Consider the following 26,929-nt stretch of genomic DNA (forward strand, 5'->3'; position numbering starts at 1 on the left):
CGACGTATGAACCTGCAACATCATCGCAATTGCGAAGGCATCACCCGCCGCGACGGACTGCAACTCGGACTGCACGGCTTGCTCGCCGGCGGACTTGCCGGTGCCCTACGTGCGACGTCGGCCGAGGCATCGGAAACGCCGCCCGCACTCCTTAAAAAACAAGCGGACGCGTGCATTCTGATTTGGATGGATGGGGGACCGAGTCACTACGAGACGTTTGATCCGAAACCTGATGCCCCGATCGAAATCCGAGGCAAGTACCAGCCGATCGCCACGCAAACCCCCGGCACTTATTTTTCCGAACCGATGAAACGACTCGCCGCGATTTCTGACGATTTGGCGATCGTTCGTTCCATTCGGCACGATCAAGGCAATCATGGTGCGGGCAATCACTACATGATGACCGGTGCACCGCCACGGATCCCCGTGGGCTGTGGTGCGTTCGTCAGTTTTCACCCCAGCCTCGGCAGCGTGGTATCGCAACAAATCGGTGCTCCCGATGGCATTCCCGCTTACTTCTCGATCCCCAGCATGTCACGCTCGGGAGGGCCTAACTTTCTGGGTGCGAAACACGCTCCCTTTGTCGTCCCCGATAATCCGAACAGCTCGTCGTTTCAGGTCCGAGATGTCACCATCCCCAGCGGACTGACGGATCAGCGATTCTCGACCCGGCAACAGATCCGCACTCAAATCGACCAGTTGCGGCGAATCAAAGACGCCGCGGCAGGTGATCCGGTGATGGCAGCCGACGAGTTTTTCGCTCAAGGCATGGAACTGGTCAGCAGCCCGGAATCGCAAGCCGCGTTCGATATCCACGCCGAACCCGACAAGGTGCGCGACGCCTACGGCCGCAACACGTTCGGTCAACAAGCGTTGCTGGCACGCCGATTGGTCAGCGCCGGAGTCCCCTTTATCACCTTAGTGCAAGGCGGCTGGGATCATCATACCGACCTGTTCAACGCTTACGACAAAAAGATGCCGCCGTTTGAGGCGACGATTGCAGCTCTGGTGACGGATCTCAAAGAACGCGGCATGCTGGAGCGGACGCTCGTGATCGCGTTGGGTGAATTCGGACGCACCCCCAAAATCAACGGCGATGGCGGCCGTGATCATTGGGCGAATGCCATGAGCGTCATGTTCGCGGGCGGTGGGACCTCGGGCGGCCAAGTCATTGGAGCCACCGATCGCCATGGATACGCAGCGGTCGAACGCGTGCTCTCACCCGAAAACTTTGTCTCGACCGTCTATCGGAAACTCGGTATCGATGCCGGGCAAATGCTGTATTCCCCCGAAGGCCGACCGGTCCACTTGGTCAGCGACGCGACACCGATCTCGGAATTGATGAGCTGATGCAAAACATGATGGAACCACGCCCCACCTTTCGCCTGCACGTGCTCGCTCGTTCCCAACCAGACGGCTTGCGCCGGACCGCGACGTTGAGTGGAAGCGTTTGTCCCGCCGCGTGCCTTTCCCTCGTGCTTAGCATGGTGTGCTGCTCCCTGGCATGTGCACAAGTTCAACTCGATCGTTTCTACCCACCGGTGGTTAGCGTCGGCAGTGAAACAAACATCAAAGCCGAAGGCAAATTCCCCCAGTGGCCTGTGAAGGCGACTGTCGATCGCGAAGACGTCGAACTGGTTGTGGGGAAAGAATCCGGTCAACTCAGTCTCAATCTGCCCCCCGACGCCGCCCCCGGAATCGCCTGGGTTCGCCTGTTCGATGAAACCTCCGCATCGAAACTCGTGCCACTGCTGATCGAACCAACGGCAACGATAGAGGAAGTGGAACCGAATCAGAAAATCAACGAAGCGACCGCGGTTGATCTGCCCGCGGCCGTGTACGGTCGATTGGCCAAATCCAATGACATTGATACCTATCGCGTTCGTCTCAAGAAAGGGCGAACCTTTGTCGCATCGACGCTTGCCCATCGGCCGCTGCGTTCGCCGATGGACGCCGTGATGCAGTTGGTGGATGAGGGCGGCAACGTGATCACTCAAGCCGATGATGATCACGGCATCGATCCGCAACTCGTTTACCTGCCCCAAGAAGATCGCGAGTTATTTGTACGGATCTTTGCATTTCCCGAAGTCCCCACAGGAACGATTGGTTACGCGGGCGCCGCATCGTTTGTTTATACGATTCGCATGACCGACGACGCCTACGTCGACCACGTGTTGCCACTTGTCCACCCCCTCAATTCTGCGTTGACCGCCAGCACAGCGTTCGGTTGGAATCTGCCACCCAAATACGAGATGCAGCTACAAGACGCGACTGACGCGTCGCCGCGGATCGCTCATACTCCATTGTCTCTCGGATGGCAGTGGCAAACGTCGCTAGCGCATGATGCAGTCGAGATTGCGGAAGCGGGAGGCAATGATTTCGCCACCGCTGCCTCGCTGCCCTGCGTTTTCTCTGGCCACATTAGCGAGCCGAACGAAACGGATCGTTTGCGTTTTACGGTAAAAGCGGCAACGCGTTATGAAGCTGTCATGCATTCGCGAGCTCACGGATTCCCACTCGACTCGGTCTTGCGGGTTACGAACGTTTCCGACGGCAGCGAACTGGCCCGAAACGATGATGCGGTTCGCAATCAGTATGACTCCACCGTCACGTTCACTCCCAAAACGGCGGGCGAGGTCGAAATGCAGGTTTCGGATCTTGTCGACGGTCACGGTCCCCGTCACGCGTACACTGTTGTGATCGGTGAAGCGGGTCCGATCGTGGAACTGACGGTTGGTGAAGCAGAATTTGCGATCAACAAAGACGGCAATGTGGAGATTCCCATCGCGATTGCCCGGAAGCACGGTTTTGACCAAGAGTTGACGATCACCGCCGAGGGTTTGCCCGAAGGTGTCCGTGCCGAATCGGTCGTCTCGCAAGTGAAGGGCGATACATCGAAGTCGGTGAAATTGAAAATCAGCGCCGACAAAGCCATCAGCTATCAGGGCCCCTTCCGCATCACGGCCACCCCCACAGCAACCGACGACAAACCGTCGCCCGCGGCACTCTTCACGGCAACCCATGCATTGCGAGAGGCGGTGCAGATCGAAACCTTCTGGCTAACCGCACCAGCAGCCAAGGACTGACGCTCATGTTTCGGTGACCCCCGTGCCGGCGTGATTCACCTCGTACTTCGCAACCGCTCCAACGGGATGACCACGCCTGCATCACGTGGGTTCCGTACAGGTGTGTCGCAGATGCTTACATTGATTTTTTCGTTAAACCAAGATCTGTCATGAATCTTACCGTCGATGTGATCTCTGACGTGATTTGCCCATGGTGCTTCATCGGAAAGCGGCGACTGGAAAAGGCCATCACTTCCTTCGGCGACCAGCACGACGTGCTGGTTCACTGGCACCCGTTCCAACTCAACCCGACGATGCCAAAAGAGGGAATCAGTCGTCAAGAATACCGCACAACGAAATTCGGAAGCGCTGAACGATCAGCGGAACTCGATGCCAACGTAATCGCTGTCGGTGAAACCGAAGACATTCACTTTGCATTCGACAAGATGGAACGAACTCCGAATACGGTAGATGCTCACCGGATCATTTGGTTCGCCGGTCAGAATGGCTGTCAGGATGCCGTCGTCGAGGCACTGTTCCTAGCCTACTTCACCGAGGGGCAAGACATTGGCAATCCTAAAACGCTGATCGACATTGCGACTGAAGCCGGATTGGATCGGCAATCAACCGAAGGCCTGTTGAACAGCGATCTTGGAATGGATGCCATTTCAAACGGCAGAGAGATGTCACAGCGGCATGGCGTCACAGGCGTTCCCTACTTTATCGTCAACCACGCAGTGTCTTTGTCGGGTGCTCAGGCATCAGAGACATTCGTTGATGCGTTCAAGCAAGCGATTACTTGACTGAAATGTGACTCATCAAACGACGAACCGAACTCACCGATCGAGACGGCGGGGAAAGGGTGACGGGCAGGGAAAAAGGTGGGCAGGGAAAAAGGTGACGGGGGGAATATCTCGGTCCATCCGGGTTCATTGTGGGTTCATCCAGCGTGTTCGATTTTGAAGTCATCACGATGCCCAGCACCGCCCAAGTGGAGAGTCCGAACTGCATGACGAAGCGGCACCACCTCATACCGCTACGCGGGGCGAGTCGAGTTGATTGACCGCATTGCAACCATGCCGGTTGCCAGAGTGAGCGACGGCAGGGGACACGACCCCAGAACGAAACTAATTATCGATCGATTCGTGGGCGGAATCGATCGTGTCGGCGGGCAGGCCGGTGACGTTGTTGAGCACAAGACGCGTGCCGGCGATGACGGGAGTGATCGATTTCCAGCGCGCGATCGACTGCTGTTTTGGGTCAGAATCAAAGTACGATTTCCCATCCACTGCGCGTTGGTAGTGGGCGGAAATCTCGTCGGTGGTGAGCGCAAAATCATACAGCGCGACTTCATCTAGCGTGCCATCGAACGCCTCCGTCTTGGTCCAATCACTGTTACCAAGACTTGCTTTGGCCGGACCGCCACTGATGGCCAAGATTCCGACTGGAACCTGATGTTCGAACCGCAGTCGGCCATCAATGTATATCCTCTTTTTACCACTGAAGCTGTCGTATGTTGCGACCACGTGGTGCGGTTTGCCATCGGTCAATTCCGCAACGCTGGGCCGCCCATCGACGGCGTCCAGCGGCATGTCGAGTTCGCTGTAGCCAAGCTGGTCCAAATGCAATCCAAACGACAGACAGGGACCATGGGCAACGCTTGGTAAAGCATGGCCGCCGACATTGTCGTCGTTCTGAAAACTGAGCAGAATCCGATAGTCGCCATCTTCTTTGCGAAAGAACTCGGCGTAGTCTTTGGGGTTTGCGCTCCACTGCGAGATGAACATCGCTTCGATCGAAATCCCGCTGCTGCAGGCCATCGTTCCGGTCCCAACGCTTGCCCCCAAACCTTCGTCGATCTGCACATAAGCGTCTGCTGAATTGTCAAAGTGAATGGCACCGTTGCCAACAATTCCGGCGGTACGTGTCGCCTTGCTGCCCAACGTCAACCGAGTTTCCAGGGCAGGTGCCCCCTTCGCTTGGGATGGTTCGTCGCTTTCGAAGTCCCAGTAGAACAGCGGCAATCGAATCCGCGATTGCACGTCGACGCGTCCATCGAGCACGCGAACGGCGATTTGTTGGTCGTCGATCGCATCGACTTCAAATTCCGTTCCCACGTCGAGAATCCGCAAATTCGCCGTCGAGATCGAGAAGTTCGAATGGCCATCGTTCGACTTGACGAGCACCGAGCCTTTGTAGAGCACACCACTGGCGGCGGAGTTGATACCCAACAACGCGGGGCCTTGCACGCGTAGGCTTGCACCACTGGTCGCTCGAAACTGCGTTGTACCTTGGTGAACCGCTAGCGTTACCGGACCGGTGGCGTCTCGGCTTTTGCCGATCGTCCCTACGGTCTCCAGCGATCGCTCGCGATGGTCGTAGCTGTAGGACACCGGATGGGCCTCCAGGTCTGGCGTGACGGCAGCCGTCGGTCGCGGCGATGCAAGCGGATCACGACCCCATCGCAACCCGACGATGACCAGCACCGAGGCCGCAACGGCGAGGGCGATCGCCGAGGGCCAACGGACAGATCGATGCGGGTTGAGGCGCGCGTCCGCCACCGCCGCTGCGTTCGCCACTGCCGCTGCGTTCGCCACTGCCGCTGCGTTCGCCACTGCCGCTGGGTTTGCTGCGGGCGGACGCTTGTTTTGGACACTGGGCATCGCAGGAATTGTCATGCCAATCTGTCCATGCACCAGCGTGTAGCGCAGGTACGCCCGTTGGCTCTCGGGATCGTTGGTCAGTATCGCCTCCAATTTCGCCGCCTCGGCGGCTGACGCGGTGCCGTCGATTTGCAGGTCGGCTAGATCCAGCAAACGCTGCCGAGCGGTCGAGTTTTCGAGCGGTTGCATGTTCTCAGTTCCCATTGTTCGCAGGCGCGTTCATGTTTGAGACGACCTCAAGCGAGATCGCTTCCTAATTTCGACTCGACACACTCGGACAAAGATCGTCGCATCACTTTCAGTGACTTGTAAACCGCGTGCACCGATCGATGCCATCGGGCGGCTATTTCCGAAGCCGATTGACTCTCACCATAAAACAGTTGGATCAGTTCTCGCTGACGTTCGCTCAGCAACTTGACGCACTCATCCATCGCATCCTGTCGGTGACTGATTTCGGGCCCCAACGCTCGAGCCGTTGCCGACATTTCCTCCATCAATGCCTCGCTAAAGACATGTCGGTCGCGGTCGCGTGTTCGCCAATGTTTGAGCAATTGATGACGCGTGACCCCCAACGCCCAGGCCGCAAAATCATCCTCCCGACGGAAACTGCCAAAGCTTTGCCATAGTGCGAGGCACGTTTCCTGATACACGTCATCGACCGCACAGGGTTGGTAGATCAGCGAGCGGATATAGGCGAGTACGCGGAACTGGTCTCGCAAAAACAGCCGTAAAAACAATTCGTAGTCGTCGTGATCGGTCGGCGTTTCGTTATCCATCCCGCAAGATTTCGATTGCACCATAAGAGGAAATGTAAACTCAGACGCCAGTAGGTTGAAAGTTCCCCGCGTGACGCGGCTTTCGCGCCGTCGGCTATCAAGGATGGCGCGTCGGACGCTGATTTGATACCTCCCCCCCAGAAAAATTCTTCTGTTGGGTACCAATCCCGCTCTCGCCGGGTCATTTATAGTTATTGCGGAAGACTCCCTCCATTTATCCTCCGAACTCGGGTCGAGAGATTGTTATTGCCAGAAGCAAACCGATACGCGACGTGGTGGATGCTGCTGCTGATTTGGACTGTGGGCTCCCTCTCGCTTGGTAGGGTGGAGGCCGGAGGTGGCGACGAATTGTTTGAACAGCAGGTTGCACCGCTACTGGCGAGGCGGTGCCTGTCGTGTCACGCTGGCGAGACGCCCAAGGGGGGCTTTTCGGTGCAAGATTCAGCAGTCTTTTTTGCTGACGGATGGATCGAACCGGGCGATTCGGCAGCTAGCCATCTGTTGGATTTGATCTCTCCGGAAGACGGCAAAGCGGAGATGCCCAAGGATGCGGACCCCTTGGCCGCCTCGGAGATCGCGGCGATTACGAAATGGATCGACGACGGGGCGGTATGGCCCGACGGTTTTGTGTTGCAGGAAGCCTTGGTCGATGATTTCGATTGGTGGTCTTTTCAGCCGATCTCGCGGCCCCGAGTTCCCCAGTCGGACGATCCCTGGGCGCGGTCTCCTATCGACCAATTTGTACTGCGGACATTGAACCAAAAAGGGCTCACGCATTCACCGCCTGCAGACCGGCGGACGCTGATCCGTCGTGTCACCTACGATTTGATCGGGCTGCCACCCACGCCAGCGGAGGTCGACCGTTTTGTCGCCGATCCCGATTCCGATGATAGAGCTTACGGAAAACTGGTCGATCGATTACTGGAATCTAAGCACTACGGCGAGCGATGGGCGCGGCATTGGTTGGACGTCGCCAAGTACGCCGATTCCAATGGCTACGACAAAGACAAACTGCGGCCGAACGCTTGGCCCTACCGCGACTATGTGATTCGATCGTTCAACGAAGACAAACCATACGCACAGTTTGTCCAGGAGCAGATCGCGGGAGACGTCTTATTTCCCGGCACCGCCGACGGCACGCTGGGGTTAGGTTTTATCGCTGCCGGGCCGTGGGACTTCATCGGACATGTGGAAGTTCCCGAAGCGAAGCTGGATGGCAAAGTCGCCCGTAATCTCGATCGCGACGACATGGTCGCCGGCGCGTTGAACACTTTCTGCAGCGTGACGGTGCAGTGTGCGCGCTGCCACAATCATAAATTTGACCCCATCACCCAGCAACAGTACTACGGGTTGCAAGCGGTGTTCGCCGCCGTCGATCGTGCCGATCGAACTTTTGATACTGATCCGGAAGTCGCACATCGACGTGAGCTGTGGAACGATCATTTGGCCGCCGCCCAAACGCTGCAAAAAATGGTCGACGATGAGATCACCGCGTCGGGTGGTACCGAACTGGCCGAACTCACCACAAAGATCGCCGAGCTGAACAAGAGTTTGGAGCCGATCAAAGTCGCCGAGCATGGTTATCACAGCGAGATCGCTGCGACGGAGGATTCCGAGAAGTGGATTGAGGTTGAATTGAAGGCGGAAGTGCTGGCATCGCGAATTGTGTTGCAAGCCTGCGAAGACGACTTCAACAAAATTGGCAAGGGTTTCGGATTCCCCAAACGCTTCAAGATCGAATCGATTGATGACGCTGGCAACCGGACGACGATCTCCGACACAACGGCTGCTGATTTCCCCAACCCCGGGTTGATGCCGGTCGAGTTTTTGATTGCCGATCAACCTGTTCGTCGCGTTCGTGTCACGGCGACGCGTCTCGCCGAGCGTCAATCTGACTTCATCTTTGCCCTCGCTGAATTGCAGATCTTTTCCGCAGATAAGAATGTCGCGATTGGTGCAGCGGTGCACTCGCTCGATTCGATCGAAGCACCGATTCGTTGGCGGCGGCAGAATTTGACCGACAATCAATGGCCGCGGATCGGAGATCCTGACGCGACTCGGCGAATCGCCGAAGCCACACGAAAGCGAGACGCCATCCTCACCGCAGCGACCACGGCCGAGCGTCTCATCCGGCGCAGCGAAGCGGAACGCAATATTGTCGATGCTGAGACCCAGTTGGCTGCGCTGCCACCGCAGCAGACGGTTTATGCGGCGGCGACAAACTTTGTGGCTCAGGGGAATTTCAAGCCAACCGGCGGCAAGCCACGCGATGTGTTTGTTTTGCACCGTGGAGAGGTCTCGCTTCCGGGTGAACCTGCGGTACCCGGCGTGATTCCGCTGGCAGGTGATTCTCAGTGGCAGTTTGATGCCGACCTGAGCGAAGCCGAACGCAGAGCGGAATTGGCCGCGTGGTTGACCGATCCGGAACATCCATTGGTTTGGCGTTCAATTGTCAATCGCATTTGGCAGTATCACTTCGGCCAGGGAATCGTCGCCACCCCAAACGACTTTGGACGGATGGGAGCTGAACCGACACATCCCGAACTGCTCGATTGGTTGGCGACAGAGTTTCGCGACGGCGGTCAGTCGATGAAAACATTGCACCGCATGATCGTCACCAGCAATACGTATCAACAGACCTCGGCGGACAATCCCGCCAATTCCGCTATCGACGGTAGCAATCAGTATTGTTGGCGTTCCAACCGACGCCGACTTTCCGCAGAAGAGCTTCGCGATTCCATTCTGTCGGTCAGCGGATCATTGGACACAACGATGGGCGGCCCGGGGTTTTATCTGTTTGCCTTGGAGAAGACGGATCATTCTCCTCACTTTGAATATCACAAGTTCGATCCCACGGACAAACGATCGCATCGCCGCAGCATCTACCGGTTCATCGCTCGCTCGCAACCCAACCCTTTCTTGACGACACTCGATTGTGCCGACTCGTCGCAGAGCACCCCGCGTCGAAATGAAACGCTGACCTCGCTACAGGCGCTCTCGCTGTTGAACAATAAGTTCAATTTGGTGATGGCCCAAGCGTTTGCAAAGCGACTGGAGTCCGAGAGCGACGATCTTGCCGAACAAGTTGAAGTTGCGATGCAATTACTCGCCCAACGACCATCGACAGCAGGCGAACGTGACGACTTGGTCGCCTATGCACAGGTCCATGGACTCGACAATTTGTGTCGCATTTTGTTCAACCTAAGTGAATTCGTGTTTGTAGATTGAAAATTAGAATGCAAAATCGACGAGAATTTGTCCGTCAAGCCGGCACCCAGTTTGGTGCGTTGGCGATGGCGGCGATGCTACAAAACGATGTGCAATCGGCCAGTGGTGGTGCGGTCGAAGTGCTGCATCATCCGCCCCGAGCGAAACGTGTGGTGCAGTTGTTCATGGCCGGCGGTGCCAGCCACATCGACCTGTGGGATCACAAACCGCTGCTGGAAAAATTTCACGGGCAGCAATCGGACTTCGGCGAACCCGTCGAAGCGTTTCAAAACGGTTTGGGACCGTGGATGAAGTCGCCTTTCAAGTTTGCCCCCTATGGGAAGACAGGCAAACAGCTGAGCGATGTTGTAGCGCCGTTGGGCGAGTGTGTTGACGACATCGCTTTTGTTCACAACATGGTCGGCAAAACCGGTGTCCATTCGCAGGGCACCTACCTGCAAGCGACCGGCTTCCAACGCCCTGGATTTCCCGGTATGGGAGCGTGGGTTAGCTATGGGCTCGGTTCAATCAATGAGAACCTGCCGACGTTTGTCGTGTTGCCCGATCATCGCGGCTTTGCCAGTAACGGCCCTAAGAACTGGGGCTCGGCATTCCTGCCCGCCAGTGCGCAGGGGACCACCATCTTTCCACAACGCGAGAACCCGATCGATGACCTGACCGCGCGTGCCGATTTCATTACTGCCGCCGGCGACCGCGACGGCTTGGCGGTTCTGGATCGGATGAACCGCCGCCATCTACAGCATCACGCTGGCGACTCGCGATTGGAAGCTCGGATTCGATCTTACGAATTGGCGGCGGCAATGCAGTTGAGCGCGCCCGAAGCGTTGGACATCTCGGGCGAAACTGCAGAGACGATGAAGTTGTACGGATTGGATCGGATTGGGGCCACGTATCCCGACAAGATTAATCCAGCCGAAGAGGCGGAGTATTTTGGCCGCAAGTGTTTGATCGCCCGCCGATTGCTCCAACGCGGTGTTCGCTTCGTACAGATCTGGTCGGGAAATGACAACGGTTTTCCTCGCCGCAACTGGGATTCGCACGAAGATATCGAGCGTGATCATCGACCCTTGGCCAGTGGAATGGCCGTGGGAACGGCCGCGCTGCTGAAAGACCTCAAGCGAACGGGCATGTTGGAAGACACGATCGTGCTATGGACCACAGAGTTTGGTCGGATGCCTAGCACGCAGGGGAGCAAGGGGCGCGATCACAATCCGTATGTGTTCACCAATTGGATGTGCGGGGGAGGGATCCGCGGTGGAGTCACGTATGGCGAATCGGATCAATGGGGATACAAGCCGTTGGACCGTCTGAACCCCACTCAAGTCTACGACATTCATGCGACGATCCTGCATCAATTGGGGATCGATCACAAACGCCTAACGGTCCGCCACGATGGCGTTGACCGCCGCCTGACGGACGTCCATGGGCACGTCCTCCACGATCTGATTTAGCTTCCTCATTGCTCGAGACGGCGCACCATGTGGTCTCCTTTGGCTTCCCGATACACCTTCGGTGCGGCTCGTTGATAGAGACCCGGCAGGGCGACAGGGGGCACGCCGTCCGGCGATGGGTTGTCCGGTGCAGACAGGTGTGATCCCAGGCCCCCGATTCCGCTAAATGGATCTGCCCCGGTCGTTCAGTGGAGCGATGACGAAGGGTTGTGTGACAGTGATGGGGCTTTTTGAATTGGGCGATCACCGCGGAGGCGAGTCTGCCGCGTCATGATCACTATTGTTGTCCGCCCGGCTGCGGTACCCGCGAATCCGCTTGGCAGGCGGCAATCACAAAATCGAATGCTCGCGTCGTGTCCTCGTAGTTCGTGCTGTGGCCTATCTCGGGACGATGGATACCGAGCACTTTCGGAGATTGTTTGCGGAGTTTCGAGAGTAGACGCTGAACACTTTCCGGCGGCACTACCTCGTCTCGACCGCCCGTGGTGGCAGCGACCGGCATCGTGAATCGGTCAGGAAAAAACTCTGCACTGCGGCGGTGATATTCCTCAGGAACCTCCCGCTTCGATCCGCCAAACGATTGGCTGATCGCGTCTTGGAATCGTTCGTACTCGACATGGTTTGCGGTACCGTTGAGGGCGACCACCCCATCCACCTGATCGGGATGCAGTGCCGCAAAGGTCAACGCGGAGGTGCCCCCCATCGATCCGCCACTGATCATGACGCGTTGCACTTGGAACTGTTGCTTCACGATACGGATGATCTGTAACACGTCGGCTTCGGCGGCGGGCCCCATCCACGATGTCTTGGCACGGTAGTCTGGCGAAATCATGAGCATGCCGTTTGCAGCGGCAACATCGCGTGTCGCTCGACACTCGTCTCGTCCTTGAGTGGCAAATTGCCAGCGATCCGCACCGTGCCCGTGCAACGCGATCAACACCGAAACCGGCTCGTCCGCAGCGAATCCATGGGGCGTCAGTTCGACGTACTTTTGCTCGCTGCCATCGAAGTTCGCAGTGAAGGTTTGATCGACCATCGACGCGAAAGAGGACGATTGATCTTGAGCCAACGCCATCGAGGGTGTCAACAGCACCAACGCGCATCTGGCGAATGACAAGCGGAATGATAGGCGATGAGGATGTCGTTCACGCATGGTAATTAGCAAGGGATACTTGAGAATTCGAAATAGGAAATCATATTGGTCGGCTCCCGCAGGATGCCGTTAGAGCAACTTCGCTCCGCCGGTGTATTTTCCCACGATGTCGCGATCAAGGTCGAGCCCGAGACCGGGGCGACTCGAAATGGCGAGCATGCCATCGGAATCGAGTTGGAAGGCGTTCGAACTCAGTTCGTCGATGAAGGGCGAGCCGGTCAAGTACTCAACCATGTCCGTGCCTGGGAAGGCCGAGGCAAGGTGCAAATCGGCAGCCAGTCCGACAGCAGTATTCCATCCGTGCGGAATGAAGCGGATACCGTGTTCTTGGGCCATCCAAGCGATCCGGCGTTCTTCGCTAATGCCACCAACCTTGGTGACGTCCGGCTGGACGATGTCCAGCGCTCGAGCGGCCATCCAAGGCATGAACGCTTGGCGGCGTGTGAGCACCTCTCCGCCTGCGATCGAAACCGGTGAATGCTCGCGGAGCTTGGCATAATCTTCGATGGCGTCGGGAGACAGTGGTTCTTCGAACCAGTGCACGTCGTACTCGGCCAACATGGCGGCGGTATTTCGTGCCCACTTGTAGCCGTTTGGCCAAAACGCGTCGCTGCCGCCGGCATCGACCATCAAACGGCAATCGTCGCCGATCGCTTCTCGCGCGGCTTCGACGATCGCGCGATCGGTCGCCGCACTGACACGCCCGAACGGTCCCCAACCAATTTTGAAGGCGCGAAATCCCTCGGCCTTCACCGCCAATAAGTGATCGCTTAGTTTGCTCGGCTCGTCCATCAGCAACGAAGCGTAGGGTTGCACGCGTTCGCGATACCGTCCGCCTAACAAGCGGCCAACCGGTTGTCCGCTCGCTTGACCGAGCAAATCCCACAACGCGATGTCGATGCCGCTGATCGCGTGGGTGACCGAACCGCCACGGCCGAGCCAGAACATGTGTTGATGTAGTTTCTCGCTGACACGCTCTGGTTCGAGCGCACTTTCGCCCCGGTACAATGGCTCGAGTAGGTTCAATGCAGCCTGCACCAACGCATCGTTGGTGAACACGCTCCCCAGCCCCACGGTACCTTCATCGGTATGGACCGCGATGAGCGTATGCACACAATCGTCGGGACGCAGTTCATTGCTCCAGCCGCCCTCGGGCGTTGCCCCACGCAGACCCGCGCAGCGTATTTCTCGAATTTTCATAAGATCATTTGCGTTGTCGTTAAAACTAGCGGTTTCGCTGCGGGTTGAGGGCAGGCGTTAATCGCGTTGGATGCGTTCGTAGTCTTTGGGAAACAGATAGATAATGCCGAGAATCAATAGCACGGCGGCCATCGCAAACGCTATCGACGTGTAGGAGAGCATCCGTTCGAGTCCGACCGATTCTTTCCAGATGCCACCGACCAATGGTGCAAAACCAGAGAGTGCGGCGCCACAGAAATTCAGTAAACCCACTGCGGAGGCACGCGTATTGGCGGGCACCACTTCAAAGGCGGCGGGGAAGACATTGCCAATGAAAAAACCGCTGAACAAGCCGAATCCGCCTGCCGCAATCCGTGTCCCATCGAGCGATTCAACGCTACCGATCCAGTGCAGGCAGGGGGCACACAGAATCAAACTGATCGCCATCAACCACAACCGTGCCGCCTTGGTACGCAAAAACAGTTTGTCCGCCAAAACGCCGCCACCGAGCAGCCCAATCAACGTGGTGCTCTGCAGATAGGCGGTCGCGGTGAACGCGGCATCGCCAAGATCCAGAGCATACTTTTCATAGAGGAAGTTAGGCAGCCAACTGTACAGCATCCAAAGCCCAAAGACGAATGTCGGAAAGACAACGCAGAGCATTAAGAACGTCGGTATCTTTACTAACTCGTGAATCGACCAGGACCGATCAGTACGCTTGGTTTCAAGCTCCGCGTCCTCGTCGACCGTGCGCAGAAAGAGGGTATACGGCAGACAATACAGCAACCCGACCGCACCGAGAATAAAGAAGGCTTCACGCCAATAACCTTGATGCGCCATCCAACCGCCGAACCAAGCGCCGACGACCGTACCCACGATCTGAGCGGTCGTCAGCGTCGCTACCGCGCGGGAGCGTTTCTCGGGGGGGTGAGCGTTGGAGGTCAAAGCGATTGCCGCGGGCATATACATCGATTCGGAAACGCCCATCGCGGCGCGAAACGCCAGTAGGATAAAAGCGGATGTGGCCAATCCGGTCCCTACGGTCACTAAACTCCAGATCGCGAGACTCAATACAACCAACACGCGTTTGGAATACTTATCGGCGATCTGACCCGCCAACGGGCACCCGATGCCGTATACCCACAGAAAGATGGAACCGGTTAAGCCGAGTTCGCGGTCGGTGAGCCCCAAATCGGACTGCAGAACGGGGAACATCGCGAACACCGCTTGCCGGTCGCAATAGTTCAAGAAGTAGGCAAACCACATGAACGCGACGAGATAGGTCGTTTGGTGTCCGCGCTGCTTGGTCTCGGGAAGTGTCACGCTGAGTGTCATCCCTTGCCGGAACCCGAAAACGTCGCAATCACATCTGCGGGGACATCATGGGCAAGACAGACAGCAATATCGCCTTGCTGCGTCACGGCGGGACCTCGATGGGCAATCACGACTCCCGACGAGGGGGCTTCGATGATCGTGGGCTCACGGTCGGGACGCTCGATAAAGTGAATGGCCCCGAGCGGTTGACCGGCACTGACATCGTCACCCACCTCCACCAGGCTTTCATACAAGCCCGATTCCGCCGCAAAAATGTAATCCCCTGAATCAAGTGCCTGTACCCAACGCGTCGGCGGTAGGTTCAAGCTGCTACGCGTCTGCTCGTGTCCCTCCAGTACACCGACGTGAATCAACACGTTGCGAAGTCCAGCTTGGGAAAGTTGATGGATCGCTCGCGTGGTGACCTCCCCGCCTCCCATTTCGGTCGTCACCACCGTCTTACCCTGGCTCTCCGCTTCGACCGGTAGCAGCCCGGTGCCGGCAATATCGCTATACAGAAAAGCCAAATCGGTGTTGTAGGCCAACGTTGCCCCCGCCATCCGTTGACGTTGGGGCAGGTCTTCAACCAAATGCATATGGGCACAGGGAAAGAAGTAGATACCGCGCCCACCTGTGTGCAGGTCAATCACCACATCGCTCAAGGGAAACAGAACCGTGGTCAAATAGTGGGCGATGATTTGTGAGACCGTGCCTCCCGGGTCACCCGGAAAGCAGCGATTGAGATTCATCCCGTCAACGGGCGACAATCGCGTGGACGCCTTGGCTGCAGGGATGTTCAGCGACGGGATCAGGATCACACGACCGGTGATCTCTTCGACGTTCAGCTCACGTAGCAGTCGCATGATCGCGATCTGGCCCGGATACTCATCGCCATGGTTGCCTGCCATCAGCAAAACGGTTGGGCCTTCACCTCGCGCGATCGTTGCGATCGGAATCTGCAGTTGGGCCCAACCGCTCAGGTTGTAAGAATATGGAACCGTTAGGATTCCCACTTGTCGACCCGGCGCCGAGAAATCGAGTTCCGTTCGAATGGGTGAATTCGTCATCGAGTTACTTGTCTTTCGGCGGGAGTGAGGTGGGTTCGGAGACGGGAGGTGGGGACGCGTTATTCTGACTGGGCGACCACATGTGCGGCCACGAAGTCTTCATTCAGAGTGACGCCCAGCCCCGGTCGATCGGGCACTTCGATCCAGCCATCTTCGGCCTGGATTTTTTCAATCGCTAACTCGTGCCGCATCGGTTCATCCTCGACGCAATCCTCAAATAGAAACGCATCGCGACAGGTACTTAACCAATGCAAACTGGCGGCTTCGGTCAGTGGACTGGTGTAACAGTGGTTGCAGGGGCGTGCCCCAATCTCCTCAATGCGTTGACGCAGATAGGCAGCGTCGGTGAAACCGTTTCGAGCGATATCGATCTGGTAAACATCCAATGCCCGAGCATCAATCAAGGGGCGAAACGCTGTCCGCCCGCACTCTTCTTCGCCCGCTGCGATGGGGATCGGCGAGCGATCGCGAAGCCACCGATAGCCTTCGACGTCATCGGGACGTAGGGGTTCTTCGAGCCATTCCACCTGGAAGGGCTCGAATGCGTGAGCACGCCGCAATGCCGTCCTCGCATCCCACACACATCCGGCATCAACCAATAACGTTGCATCCTTGATCCCTTCGCGGGCCCCGGCGACCAGATCCAAATCGACGCGTTCGGATTCCCCCATGGGCTCCCAGCCAAACTTGACCGCCGAATAGCCATTTTCGATCCAGCGTCGTCCGATCTCAGCGGTCTCGGCACCATCTTTGCCAAACAAGATCGATGCATACGCCCGGAATCGATCGTGCTGTTTGCCACCGAGTAGGCGGTGGATCGGTTCACCGAAATATTTGCCTTTCAAATCCCACAGCGCCATGTCGATGGCGCTCATTGCCGAAAGCGTCACGCTCGAACGACCGAAATACATCGTTTGGCGATACATCTTTTGCCACAGTCGATCCGTTTCGAGCGGATTCTCGCCAATTAAAATCTCACGCAGCCCGCAAGCGATGTTGTGTGAAAACGGGGCATCGATGATCGCTTTGACCACCTCGGGGGATGAGTCTGCCTCGCCGATTCCTTCGAGCCCATCGTCCGTCCGCACTCGCACGAGCACTAAATCCTGGCAACTGGCGGTCTTGCTGACAACGGATTTGGAACGCAACACTTGACAAATAATTTGATCAATTTTCATTCGGCTTTGCTTTGTTGTTGATCCAGATGGTGGAAATGAAGTTGAACTGGGTTGCGCCGTCGCAAGGTTTGGGAGCGATGCACCCGCGTCCTCATCATCGAGCAATCAATCGTTGCGACTGCGTGCCTACCGGCCCGCCATCGTAACCGAGCAATCGCGGGAGGATGGCCTACGCGATGAAAGGAAAACGTCCGCGTGCGTGCCTAGCTGAGCATGGCATGGGCAACATTTCCGTGCACGTCGGTCAAACGGAAATCACGCCCGGCGTATCGATAGGTTAATTTCTCATGATCCAATCCCATCAAATGCAACATGGTCGCGTGCAGATCGTGAACATGAACCCGGTCCTCGATCGCCGCGAATCCGAGTTCATCGGTCGCGCCGTGGACGTGCCCGCCTTTGACACCTCCACCGGCCATCCACATGCTGTATCCCCAATGGTTGTGGTCGCGACCGTCGAGCGATGGCAGTTCGGCAACGGGAGTTCGCCCGAATTCGCCGCCCCACAAGACAAGCGTCGAATCGAGTAGCCCGCGTTGTTTCAAGTCCGCTAGGAATGCAGCCAATGGCTTGTCCCACTGGCCACACAGGGTTCGTAATCCCTTCTCGATTCCCGAGTGGTGATCCCACTCCTGTCCACCGGCGTGCCATACCTGAGTGAAGCGAACGCCGCGTTCGACCAATCGCCGCGTCAACATCAACTGGCGTCCCTGCAACGAGTCACCATACATCTCATGAATGTAGGCTGGCTCCTGGCTCAGATCGAACGCATCGGACGCTTCGAATTGCATTCGATAGGCCAATTCATAGGACTCAATCCGGGCCTCCAACTGTGGATCGACACCCCGGTTGAGGAGATGGCGTTGGTTCATCGACTGCAACAAATCGAGCTGGCGGCGTTGAACGCCGGGGTCCTGTGGATTGTTGATGTTTTCGATCAACTGCGAATAGTCCGCTTTGCCGGTATCCACATGCGTGCCCTGCATGGCGCCGGGCAGGAACCCGGAGTGCCAATTCTGAGAACCGACGACAGGGACCCCGTTGGGACACAAGACCACGAATCCCGGCAGATTGTCGTTTAACGATCCAAGCCCGTAGTTGACCCAAGACCCCATGCTCGGACGCGGCTGATTGTTATCACCACAATTCATCAGCAGCAGTGACGGTTCGTGGTTCGGGATGTCCGAATACATTGATCGAATCACGCACATGTCGTCGATGTGCTGGGCCGTTTGCTGGAATAATTCACTGACTTCGATCCCCGATTCCCCATAACGAGAAAATTTGAATGGGGACGCCAACGCGCCGCCTGTTTTACGTTCAGTCGGCAAGGCGGGGTTCGGCAGCGGTTTGCCATGGTACTTTTCGAGTGCCGGCTTGGGGTCAAATGTATCGACGTGGGACGGGCCACCATTCATGAACAAATGAACGACTTGTTTCGCCTTGGCAGGGTGGTGGAGTCCCGATGATCCTGCGGCTGCCTCATGCGCGGCCACCCCCGCCAGACCGAGCATGCCGATGCCCATCCCAGACTGCAACAACATCTCGCGGCGATTGCAAACCGGGTTGCCAATCGAGACGTTGGACGCGCCGAAGTCGGCCCCATGGGCTTGGTCGAGTTTGGATTTGTTCATGGGGTTCTCAATCGATAAAGTGAAATTCATTCGACATCAACAGCACTTGAGCCACACTCTGCAACGGCGTGATCCGTACCGGTTCGGCGGGACGGAACTGGTCGCTGTAGTTCCAACTCGGCTGCGCTGCGGGGGCGGCGTTGGATGTCGACGACTGGGACACAAGCTCGACGATGGTGGGTGACCAGGCAAACGAATCGTGACCGAGCGCCCCATGAACATCGACGACAAAGTCGAGTGTTTCGCCCCTCGCCAGCGAGACCGACTCAACGGGGGTCGCAGTCGAGTCTTGATGCAGGATGAAGGGGCCAGCGATCCGCTGCCCGGCTGCAAAGATTTGACCGCGTATGCCATCACCGGGTTCCCTTTCATGAGACAACGTACCGGCGACCGAGACTGTCATCGCCGTGGGAGCGGTCCAACGAATCACCGCAGCGCGTTGCGGCGTGTTGCCGGGATGTCCTCCCGTGGCATTCAGGAACACCCAGCCGAGTTTGGCATCGGGCAATTTGGGGCCACCTTGAAATTGCGTGCCGTCGAAAAATGGCAGTGCCGCAAACTTGCCCAAGGTGTTAGGATCCGTCGCAACGTCGCCGTAGCCGTATGACCAGTACGAAGGGGGCAGCACGGGTTCCGCTTCGCCAACGCTGGCGTGCTGCAGGAACGCAAGGGTCTCTGCCCGTTCCTGAGCCGTGGGGAGGCGATGAAGGATTTCTCGAAACAATCGCTCGACACGCTCCACGGGGGTGGACGCCTCGGCGGCGCGCTTGGAGACCTCCTCCGCGGTCGACAACATCAAGGGATGATTCATGAGGAACAAGGCTTGTCCCGGCACAGAGGTCTTGTCGCGACGACCGTTGCTAATATCGGGCGACGGAAAATCGAACAATCGCATCGTCCCCGAAACGTCCAAACGGTCGTTGTGAGCATACAGCGAACGACGGTGGTTGGAGAGTTCCAGCGGATCTCCCACCGAAGGGCCCCCGACCGTCAGATCCAAATCGCCTCGAATGGACAATAGCGTGTCACGCATCGTTTCAAAGTCGAGACGCCGACGGTTCATCCGACTGCACCACTGGTTGTCAGGATCGACCGTGTGGGCCTGGGCATCAAGATGACTTTGCTGCTGATAGGTCGCCGACTGCATGATCAGACGCCGGAGCGACTTGATGGACCAGCCATGTTCGATGAACCAATTCGCTAGATAATCGAGTAATTCGGGATGCGACGGTGGCGGACTCTGCATGCCGAAGTTACTCGGTGTGACCACCAAACCACGACCGAAATGCTGAGACCAAATTCGATTGACGATCACTCGCGCCGTCAACGGGTTCTGGGGAGAGGCGATCGCGTTGGCCAACTCCAATCGACCGCTGCCATGCTCAAATGGTTGATCGCTGACCGATGCGAAGAAGCTCGGGAACCGGCGTGGTACCACATGCATGGGACTCGACGAATTGCCTCGCCGGAATACACGTGCATCCATCAACGGATCTGCGTCCTCGAGTACCAACATTTGTGCCAAGTCGACCGAGGCTTTGGCACGTGCTGAATCCAACGCGTTATTAAGTGTCTTGATCGGGCCTTGGGAGGGGCGGTCGGGAAACAATCGCAAGATTCGGAAGGCATGGAAAGGCGTTTGCAGCGGTGAGTTACCGCCCAGAAGAGTGTCTCGCAGTGCCTGCCAAGCTTGGTCGGACCCTGCCGTTTTGAGGGTCTCGGACTCGGCTTCGTCTAACAACTGGGTGTAGATTTTGGCGACATCTGATAGCGATTGGGGAGCGTCGGTCAACAACCGCTTGACGATGATCGGGTTCGCCATGGGGTCCTGATTCGCCATGGGGTCCTGATTCGCCACGGGGTCCTGGTTCGCCACGGGTTCGGAGCCCGCTGTGGTCAACGACCTCAGTACGTTGGAGGCTTCCGCCGTAAAGGACTCCGGCGTTAAGCCGGCCAACCGGTGCCAGGGTAGAAAGACCGGGTCGTTGCTCAGTTCGGTATCATCGAGAAACTGTTTCCAGATCAGCATGAGTTCCGGGTTCAGGTCGTCGCCATCGGTGACGGTATCGAAGGCTGCGGTGTTGACGCCACCACGCTGCGATTGGGCGGCCAACAAATACTCGGCCAAACGCTGACGGCTACCCGCCATCACCTTCTCGTATTGCGCGTGATAGTGTTCCTCAAGTTCTGTGGCTGCCTGGCGGATCGCGCGAGCTTGAGGATCCTGCAAAGCCTTCGCGTCACCGCTGCGAAATGGCAACGAGAGCGGCTCGAGCGAATTTCGAAACACGCCGTAGAGCGAGTAGTAGTCATCGATCGTGATCGGATCAAACTTGTGGTCATGGCAGCGAGCGCACGCGATAGTGATCCCCATCAGTCCCCGTGAGACAACGTCGATGCGATCAGCAATGATTTCATGTTCGTCGTTCTTAAACCGCGGCCCCACCACGATAAAGCCGAGTGCGGCCAGCGATTCATGGGCCACATCGGTCATGAGATCCGCAGCCAATTGCTCACGAATGAATTGATCAAAGGGCTTGTCCGCGTTGAAGCTGTCGATGACGTAGTCACGATAGGTGTAGGCGGCACGAAATTCATTTTTCTCAAAAAACACATACCCCTTGGTATCCGAGTACCGCGCCACATCCAACCAATGACGAGCCGTGCGTTCGCCGTAGTGAGGCGAAGCGAGCCATCGATCGGTCCACCCCGCAATGGCAGTGGCAGCATCGGTTTGTTCGAGCTCGGCGAGCTCCTGGAACGTTGTCGGTAATCCGACGAGATCCCATTTGATTCGTCGCGCCAAGTCTGACTGCGTCGCGGGTTGGGATGGGGCCAGCCCCTGCTGTTCGAGTCGATTGAGAATGAAAACATCGATTTCGTTGTGGGCCCACGCTGGGTTGCCGACCGGGGGCAACTCGGGACGTTGAATGGGTTGGAAGGCCCAGTGATTGGCAAAGTCGGGGGTGCTGCGATCGGGCGTCAACTCGCCCGGCCAAGGGGCCCCCATTTCTACCCAACGCGTGAGAATTTCGACCTGGTCGTCGTCGAGAGACTCCTCCGGTGGCATTTCAAACGATTCACGTTTGACAGCCTCGATCAACAGGCTTTCGTCGGGTTTCTCCGGTACGAAGCTGGGCCCACTGTCGCCGCCCGTCAGCATCGCGTGGCGTGAATCGAGTCGCAATCCCGCATGCTGTTTCTTCGCCCCATGGCACGAGATGCACTTCTCAACCAACAGGGGACGAACCTTCTGCTCGAAAAAGGCTTCGGTCTCGAACTGCTGCTCGGCAGAGACCGCCTCGTCGGCACGCAGCGCAGGGCAGTGAAGAGAGGCGACGATCGCGGTAATGATCAACGCATGGAGCGAAGCAAAACGACTCGATCGCATTGGCAGAGCGGGTTGTGGGATCATTGAATGTGCTCCTCCAGGGCTAAAACGGTGCCCTCCAAGTCGCCATCTTTTAACCGCTGGAGGATCGGTAAGTGCTCGCGGTAGATATCCATCGGGTCGGTGTACGATTGATGGCTTTCCAGAAAGTGACGCCGCACACGGGCTACCATCACCGACCAAATGGCAAGTAAATCGGGCGAGTTGGATCGCTGGACCCAATAGCGATGAAAGGCGACGTCCTGTTCCGAGACGACGGTGAGATCACCGCTCGCACAGGCGTGCTTCATCCGCTCCAAGATGGCTTCCCATTGGGTGAAATCGGCATCCTGCAACGTGCCAAAGAACAGCCGCAGTGCGTGCGTTTCAACCGTTCGCCGCAATGGGATGATCAACGTCTGGATCTCGTCAGGGGCCGAGCGTGCCACCTGCGAACCGCGATTGCGGTCGGTCTCCACGACCCCTTCCCATGTCAGTTGCTTCAGTGCGTCACGGACTGGGCTGCGACTGACCTCGAAGCGCGTCGCCAACTCGGTCTCACGCAATCGCTCCCCTTCGCCGACTCGCCCCGAGAAGATGTCGTTGCGCAGTCGATCGACAATCTGCTCTCCCAGACCTCTGACCAGTGGTGGATTCATGCGGATTTCCAATGGATTGGGTGAATTGCGGACGCGGCGGCACTTTGTGTATTGTATACAATCACCACGGGTTGCCAAGCGGATACGAATGACAGGGCGGTTGTCACCGTATTCTTACGTGACAACCGCCCGCGTCCGCTGGACTTGTCGCGTCCGCTGGACTTATCGGGGAGTGGGGTGCTCGGGGCTGGCCGTGAGGGTGGACAGGTATTCGATCAAATCACGGATCTCTCGCTTCGTTAGCACCTCAGACATTTCAGGCATGGTGGATCGCGTCGCCGACTGAGCTTCGATCAGGTCACGATCGATGCGAATGGTTTCATGATTCGCGGTCACCAGGGTGAGTGTATTTTCAGCTGTGTCTTGGCCCTCGCTCTGAATCGTTCCGGCAACGACCTGGCCGTCGTCGAGGAGCACCGTGACGGTGCCAAATCCGCTGGCGACCTGTGCGTTGGGATTGATGATGGATTCGAGCAGGTAGCGGCGGCTGAGCTTGCGAGCTGGATGGGCGATCGACGACAAATCTGGCCCCGCCGTTCCGCCTTGACCGCTGACGCGATGGCAGCGGATGCACTGCGCGGCGGTGTTACTGACAAAAATTTCGCGTCCGCTCTCCGCGTCACCTCCGAACATCGCAACACGGTAAACATCCAGGGGGTCGGCTGCATTGCCAGCGTTCTCGAAGTCGCGGATCGCCTGCTGGTGCGATTCGCTCGATGTGCTGCCCAACGCCTCGACCAAGTCGAGTTGCAATGCGGCGGGAACGGCTTGTTCGCGAAGCCGATTGGCCCACACGTCGAGCGTTTGCATGGCGCGGGCCGACTTCATTCTCGCCAGCGCGGCGAGGGCTCGCTGGCGCTCCGACACAGCGGCGTGTTCCTCATCAAGTAGTTGCGAAAAGAGCTCTAACGCACGGACTTCGTCGATGGTCGCCCACTGGTCACGAGCTTCGCTGCGCAGTTTGACATCATCCGCCCCGAGCAATGTTTCCAACAGTTCCGGCAGGCCACTGAATTTCCGGCTATGCAACAGACGAAGCGCGGCGACACGAACTTCCGTTGCCCGGTTTGCGTCGACGACCCAACGGGCAAACTCGTCATCATCGGTGTCAACCTTTAGGGTCGTCAGCAGTGAGGTTACGTCCGCTTGAAGTTCAGCGGGTGCCGAGGCAAGCAACTTCGCGGCGACAGCTTGGACAGCCTCACGGGCGGTGGTTCCCTCACGAACGTCGATCGGCCGCCAGACCCCTGTCACGCGGTCGAGTTGGGTTCCGCCTTGCCAAGCAGCCAACGCGGCGATGGCTTCACGGCGGACAACCAGCGGTTGCGCCGGGCTGGTCGCAATCCCAATGACGGCGTCGACATTTGCACGCTGTCCGATTTGCAGGTTGGCACTGATGATCCGTCGCATCAGCGGCACCACGGCGTCGCCGGAGGCATGCCGGTAACGCAGGGCCAAATGGGCGAGTGCATCATGCTGAGCGGGCATTGGTATATCATGGATCGCCCGCGCCGCTTCGCTGACAATTTTCAGTTCCGCATCGTCGAGGAACTGTGCGATTTCAGGGCTGGCCCAGCGACGCTGCACCAGCAGCATGGCCATCCTGACGGCGGCCGACGAGTCCTGAGCATGCTGTTGAACGATTTCGCGATCACCGATTCGTTCGAGTGCGACGACGCCGGCATGCCTGAGTTGCCGATCCTGGCCATCGTTTTCACGGAGCATCGTGATGATCGCAGGAGCTGCCTGCGGAAACGGTAGTTCGCCGAGCGCTAACGCGGCGAAGAACCGCACGCGTGGCGAGGCGGAGGCGAGCAAAGACACGATCGCGGGTCCGGCGGGCGCGTAGTGCGCCTCGCCAAAGACGCGGGTGGCCTGGGCGCGGACTTCGCTGTCACCATCACTGAGTAGGCCGACGAGTGACGCGAGACACTGCGGATCGCGACGTGCGATTTGCCCGAGTCCCCAGATTGCGTGCAAGCGTGCCAAGGGGTTGTCGAGGTTGTGGGCCCGTTCCACCAATGCATCGACGGACTCACTACCGCGGGCCGCTAATGCAAATTGGGCTCTGAGTCGAACTCGCATGTCATCATGAACTAGCAACGACAATAGTTCTTGGGAGGAGCGCTGTTGAAATCCTTCACGAAATAATTTCGCTGTGTTTTGCACCAACGGTTGTTCGATCAATGACTTGTCAAAGACGGTAAATACGCGACCACCGGACGTATTTCGGTCAAAGGGATTGGTGGGGTAATCGGACAGGTACATTTTTCCGTCGTACCCAAAGTCGACATCGCTGGCCATCACGGGTTTGCAGAAATCGCGTTGGTCGACGATCTCAAAACCAGCGCCTTGAGGCTGAACCGCGAAGGACTCGACACCACCGTTGCCGCTGAAGTTGCAATAGAAGAAATGGTTTCGGTAGCGTGGTGGTAAGCTGCTGCCCGAAGAAAACACAAAACCGGATGGCCCCGCCCCGAGCTTGCCGACAGGCGGGACAATGTGCGCGGGTTGCAAATCGTGGTCGAGATGCCAGATTCCTTCAGCATGCCAGGGGCCGGTCAGGTAGGGCGAGGCAATATGTTGGTAGGCCATGTTCCAGCCACTATCGCCGCCGGGAACGATGTAGACCAGACGCGAGTGATCGCCCTTGTCACAATTATTGTCATCGGCGAACACATTGCCATGCTGGTCGATGGCCAGTTCCTGAGGGTTTCGCAAACCGTGGTGCACCCGTTCCAATTCGGTGCCATCGGGGTAGCAACGGAACACCGCACCGTTGCGTGGATTGGAAATGGTGGTGCCTTCTTTGGTTTCCACATGGGCGCCGCGGTCGCCGACGGAGAAGTACAATTTGCCATCGACGCCCCACACCAATCCATGAAGGTCGTGCCCGTAAAATGCCGCGTTGACTCCGAATCCGGTCAGTAGCGGCGTTTTCTGCTCGGCGGTGCCGTCGTCGTCGGCATCTTCGAGCAACCAAAGATTCGGGATGCAGGTGAACCAAACCTTTCCCTCGCGAGCGATCAAACCGGCGCCCAAGCCGTCGAGCGGCCCATCAAATCCGTTGGCGAAAACAGTCGACAGGTCGGCTTGGCCGTCACCGTTACTGTCCTCAAGACGACGTACGATATCAGAGGTCTGAGTGAACCAGTCGCTACCGTTCTCAAAGTGCTGTGCCCATTTCGCCTGCATGGCCCGGCGTTCGTCGAGCGTGTTGATCTGCAGATCGTCTTCCAGCAAGAAACTGTGCGAACGATTTTCGGGCGTGCCTTCCAGAAATCGGTGGTCCTCGGCGATGTAAACACGCCCGACATCGTCCAGGCACAATGCGATCGGGTTTCGTAGCATCGGCTCGGCCGCGTACAGTTCCACCGTCAGGCCGTCTGGAACACCGAAGGTTGCCATTGCCGCCCTGGCAGCGTGAGCTCCCTCGGGCGTGGGTTCCTCGGGCGTGGGTTCCTCGCAATGCGCCAGCGTGGTTAAGGTGAAAATCAAAACAAGCAAGCTAAAAAATCGCATCGATGGAATCAATCGTTTGGGAGTGGAAGCGTACTGGGTGGGCCAGGGGGACAAATCGCAGGCATCCAATGAGGTTAAAAATAACTGGCCGCTCAGGGATAGAGTGGCCGTTTTGATCGCGTTGAATAATGTTACTATCGCGAGTCGACTCGAACCTTGCTCCGGGAGGCCGGTCGTTCCGGTTGAACGATCGAAACAGCAAAATCAACCGTAGCGAAATCGTAGCAAGTCGTTCGCTGACATTGGGCGACCGTCGCGTTCAAACCACTTTTCTAAGCACCCTCGCCGCAGAGGTTGCTTCCGTTTCTCCCGGCGTTGTGAGCCTACCACAATCACATCAGTGTGACATAATCCCCCAACGCCACCGCAATGTTGGGCCCATCCCCGCACAGTGAGCTCACCACCTTGAAACCCACGACACAACCGGATGGATCATTCGTCTCAGGTGGGTCCCCTCTTTCCACGTCCAGAGGAACTTGCCCCCAGCCCCATTCCATGGCCCATTCTCGGCGCTAGCAAAACGGACTGACGCCTTCTCCCACTGCTTCCCCGCGAACCCCAGTAGAAGAGGCAACCTCCGATCAATCATTTTCGATTCGTCAAACGGCCCCTGGAAGCCGTTTTTCTGACGGTCGCTAGCCTGCCACCCCTGCGGCGGAGACGGCGGATG

General features: G+C 57.6%; 16 protein-coding genes. 5 read left to right on the forward strand and 11 right to left on the reverse strand.

The window, feature by feature from the left end; all coding sequences use genetic code 11:
- Window positions 1-6: 6 nt before the first annotated feature.
- The 3 genes from SH410x_RS19690 (at window position 7) to SH410x_RS19700 (ending at window position 3,868) form a co-directional block, all read left to right on the forward strand.
- Window positions 7-1,350 (forward strand): DUF1501 domain-containing protein, encoded by a 1,344-nt coding sequence (locus tag SH410x_RS19690; protein WP_473670140.1) that lies wholly within the window; start codon window positions 7-9, stop codon window positions 1,348-1,350.
- Entirely contained in the window at window positions 1,350-3,086 is a 1,737-nt protein-coding gene (locus SH410x_RS19695; RefSeq protein ID WP_473670142.1) for a PPC domain-containing protein, read from the forward strand. Before SH410x_RS19690 ends, SH410x_RS19695 begins: the two co-directional genes overlap by 1 nt.
- A gap of 149 nt (window positions 3,087-3,235) precedes the next feature.
- Window positions 3,236-3,868, forward strand: coding sequence for a DsbA family oxidoreductase (locus SH410x_RS19700; RefSeq protein ID WP_473670144.1), 633 nt, complete (start codon window positions 3,236-3,238; stop codon window positions 3,866-3,868).
- Window positions 3,869-4,192: 324 nt separating this feature from the next.
- Here SH410x_RS19700 and SH410x_RS19705 read toward each other — a convergent pair whose 3' ends face one another.
- Together SH410x_RS19705 and SH410x_RS19710 are read right to left on the reverse strand one after the other, a co-directional pair.
- Window positions 4,193-5,917, reverse strand: a complete 1,725-nt coding sequence (locus SH410x_RS19705; RefSeq protein ID WP_473670146.1) for a LamG-like jellyroll fold domain-containing protein — start codon at window positions 5,915-5,917, stop codon at window positions 4,193-4,195.
- Between the two features lie 47 nt (window positions 5,918-5,964).
- Complete coding sequence (locus SH410x_RS19710) at window positions 5,965-6,504, reverse strand: sigma-70 family RNA polymerase sigma factor (RefSeq protein WP_473670148.1); 540 nt, start codon at window positions 6,502-6,504, stop codon at window positions 5,965-5,967.
- Window positions 6,505-6,744: 240 nt separating this feature from the next.
- Between SH410x_RS19710 and SH410x_RS19715 the strand changes: the two genes are divergently transcribed.
- Window positions 6,745-9,732, forward strand: coding sequence for a DUF1553 domain-containing protein (locus SH410x_RS19715; protein WP_473670150.1), 2,988 nt, complete (start codon window positions 6,745-6,747; stop codon window positions 9,730-9,732).
- Between the two features lie 8 nt (window positions 9,733-9,740).
- Window positions 9,741-11,183 carry a DUF1501 domain-containing protein gene (locus tag SH410x_RS19720; RefSeq protein ID WP_473670152.1) on the forward strand — a complete coding sequence of 481 codons (1,443 nt, stop codon included), beginning with the start codon at window positions 9,741-9,743 and terminating at the stop codon, window positions 11,181-11,183.
- 277 nt (window positions 11,184-11,460) lie between these two features.
- On the opposite strand, the gene SH410x_RS19725 is transcribed toward SH410x_RS19720, so the two are convergent.
- The 9 genes from SH410x_RS19725 to SH410x_RS19765 all read right to left on the reverse strand — a co-directional run bounded on the left by SH410x_RS19725 (window position 11,461) and on the right by SH410x_RS19765 (window position 26,259).
- A complete protein-coding gene (locus tag SH410x_RS19725) occupies window positions 11,461-12,300 on the reverse strand; it encodes an alpha/beta hydrolase family protein (RefSeq protein ID WP_473670154.1) in 840 nt (279 codons plus the stop codon).
- A 105-nt stretch (window positions 12,301-12,405) separates the two neighbouring features.
- Window positions 12,406-13,536 carry a mandelate racemase/muconate lactonizing enzyme family protein gene (locus SH410x_RS19730; RefSeq protein WP_473670156.1) on the reverse strand — a complete coding sequence of 377 codons (1,131 nt, stop codon included), beginning with the start codon at window positions 13,534-13,536 and terminating at the stop codon, window positions 12,406-12,408.
- 57 nt (window positions 13,537-13,593) lie between these two features.
- A complete protein-coding gene (locus SH410x_RS19735; protein WP_473670158.1) occupies window positions 13,594-14,838 on the reverse strand; it encodes an MFS transporter in 1,245 nt (414 codons plus the stop codon).
- An 8-nt stretch (window positions 14,839-14,846) separates the two neighbouring features.
- Complete coding sequence (locus tag SH410x_RS19740; RefSeq protein WP_473670160.1) at window positions 14,847-15,896, reverse strand: succinylglutamate desuccinylase/aspartoacylase family protein; 1,050 nt, start codon at window positions 15,894-15,896, stop codon at window positions 14,847-14,849.
- A gap of 59 nt (window positions 15,897-15,955) precedes the next feature.
- A complete protein-coding gene (locus tag SH410x_RS19745) occupies window positions 15,956-17,074 on the reverse strand; it encodes a mandelate racemase/muconate lactonizing enzyme family protein (protein WP_473670162.1) in 1,119 nt (372 codons plus the stop codon).
- Between the two features lie 203 nt (window positions 17,075-17,277).
- On the reverse strand, window positions 17,278-18,600 hold the full coding sequence (locus tag SH410x_RS19750; RefSeq protein ID WP_473677358.1) for a DUF1501 domain-containing protein: 1,323 nt from the start codon (window positions 18,598-18,600) through the stop codon (window positions 17,278-17,280).
- 115 nt (window positions 18,601-18,715) lie between these two features.
- On the reverse strand, window positions 18,716-22,123 hold the full coding sequence (locus SH410x_RS19755) for a DUF1553 domain-containing protein (RefSeq protein ID WP_473670164.1): 3,408 nt from the start codon (window positions 22,121-22,123) through the stop codon (window positions 18,716-18,718).
- On the reverse strand, window positions 22,120-22,737 hold the full coding sequence (locus SH410x_RS19760) for a GntR family transcriptional regulator (RefSeq protein WP_473670166.1): 618 nt from the start codon (window positions 22,735-22,737) through the stop codon (window positions 22,120-22,122). Before SH410x_RS19760 ends, SH410x_RS19755 begins: the two co-directional genes overlap by 4 nt.
- A gap of 162 nt (window positions 22,738-22,899) precedes the next feature.
- Window positions 22,900-26,259 carry a PVC-type heme-binding CxxCH protein gene (locus SH410x_RS19765; RefSeq protein WP_473670168.1) on the reverse strand — a complete coding sequence of 1,120 codons (3,360 nt, stop codon included), beginning with the start codon at window positions 26,257-26,259 and terminating at the stop codon, window positions 22,900-22,902.
- Window positions 26,260-26,929 lie beyond the last annotated feature (670 nt).

Source organism: Rhodopirellula sp. SH410 (genome assembly GCF_055811895.1).

Excerpts from the sequence above, each read along its gene's own strand:
- SH410x_RS19755 (WP_473670164.1), bottom strand. The coding sequence starts at position 22,123 with ATGATCCCACAACCCGCTCTGCCAATGCGATCGAGTCGTTTTGCTTCG.
- SH410x_RS19690 (WP_473670140.1), top strand. The coding sequence starts at position 7 with ATGAACCTGCAACATCATCGCAATTGCGAAGGCATCACCCGCCGCGAC.
- SH410x_RS19695 (WP_473670142.1), top strand. The coding sequence starts at position 1,350 with ATGCAAAACATGATGGAACCACGCCCCACCTTTCGCCTGCACGTGCTC.
- SH410x_RS19740 (WP_473670160.1), bottom strand. The coding sequence starts at position 15,896 with ATGACGAATTCACCCATTCGAACGGAACTCGATTTCTCGGCGCCGGGT.
- SH410x_RS19700 (WP_473670144.1), top strand. The coding sequence starts at position 3,236 with ATGAATCTTACCGTCGATGTGATCTCTGACGTGATTTGCCCATGGTGC.
- SH410x_RS19720 (WP_473670152.1), top strand. The coding sequence starts at position 9,741 with ATGCAAAATCGACGAGAATTTGTCCGTCAAGCCGGCACCCAGTTTGGT.
- SH410x_RS19730 (WP_473670156.1), bottom strand. The coding sequence starts at position 13,536 with ATGAAAATTCGAGAAATACGCTGCGCGGGTCTGCGTGGGGCAACGCCC.
- SH410x_RS19705 (WP_473670146.1), bottom strand. The coding sequence starts at position 5,917 with ATGCAACCGCTCGAAAACTCGACCGCTCGGCAGCGTTTGCTGGATCTA.
- SH410x_RS19750 (WP_473677358.1), bottom strand. The coding sequence starts at position 18,600 with ATGGGCATCGGCATGCTCGGTCTGGCGGGGGTGGCCGCGCATGAGGCA.
- SH410x_RS19765 (WP_473670168.1), bottom strand. The coding sequence starts at position 26,259 with ATGCGATTTTTTAGCTTGCTTGTTTTGATTTTCACCTTAACCACGCTG.
- SH410x_RS19710 (WP_473670148.1), bottom strand. The coding sequence starts at position 6,504 with ATGGATAACGAAACGCCGACCGATCACGACGACTACGAATTGTTTTTA.
- SH410x_RS19760 (WP_473670166.1), bottom strand. The coding sequence starts at position 22,737 with ATGAATCCACCACTGGTCAGAGGTCTGGGAGAGCAGATTGTCGATCGA.
- SH410x_RS19745 (WP_473670162.1), bottom strand. The coding sequence starts at position 17,074 with ATGAAAATTGATCAAATTATTTGTCAAGTGTTGCGTTCCAAATCCGTT.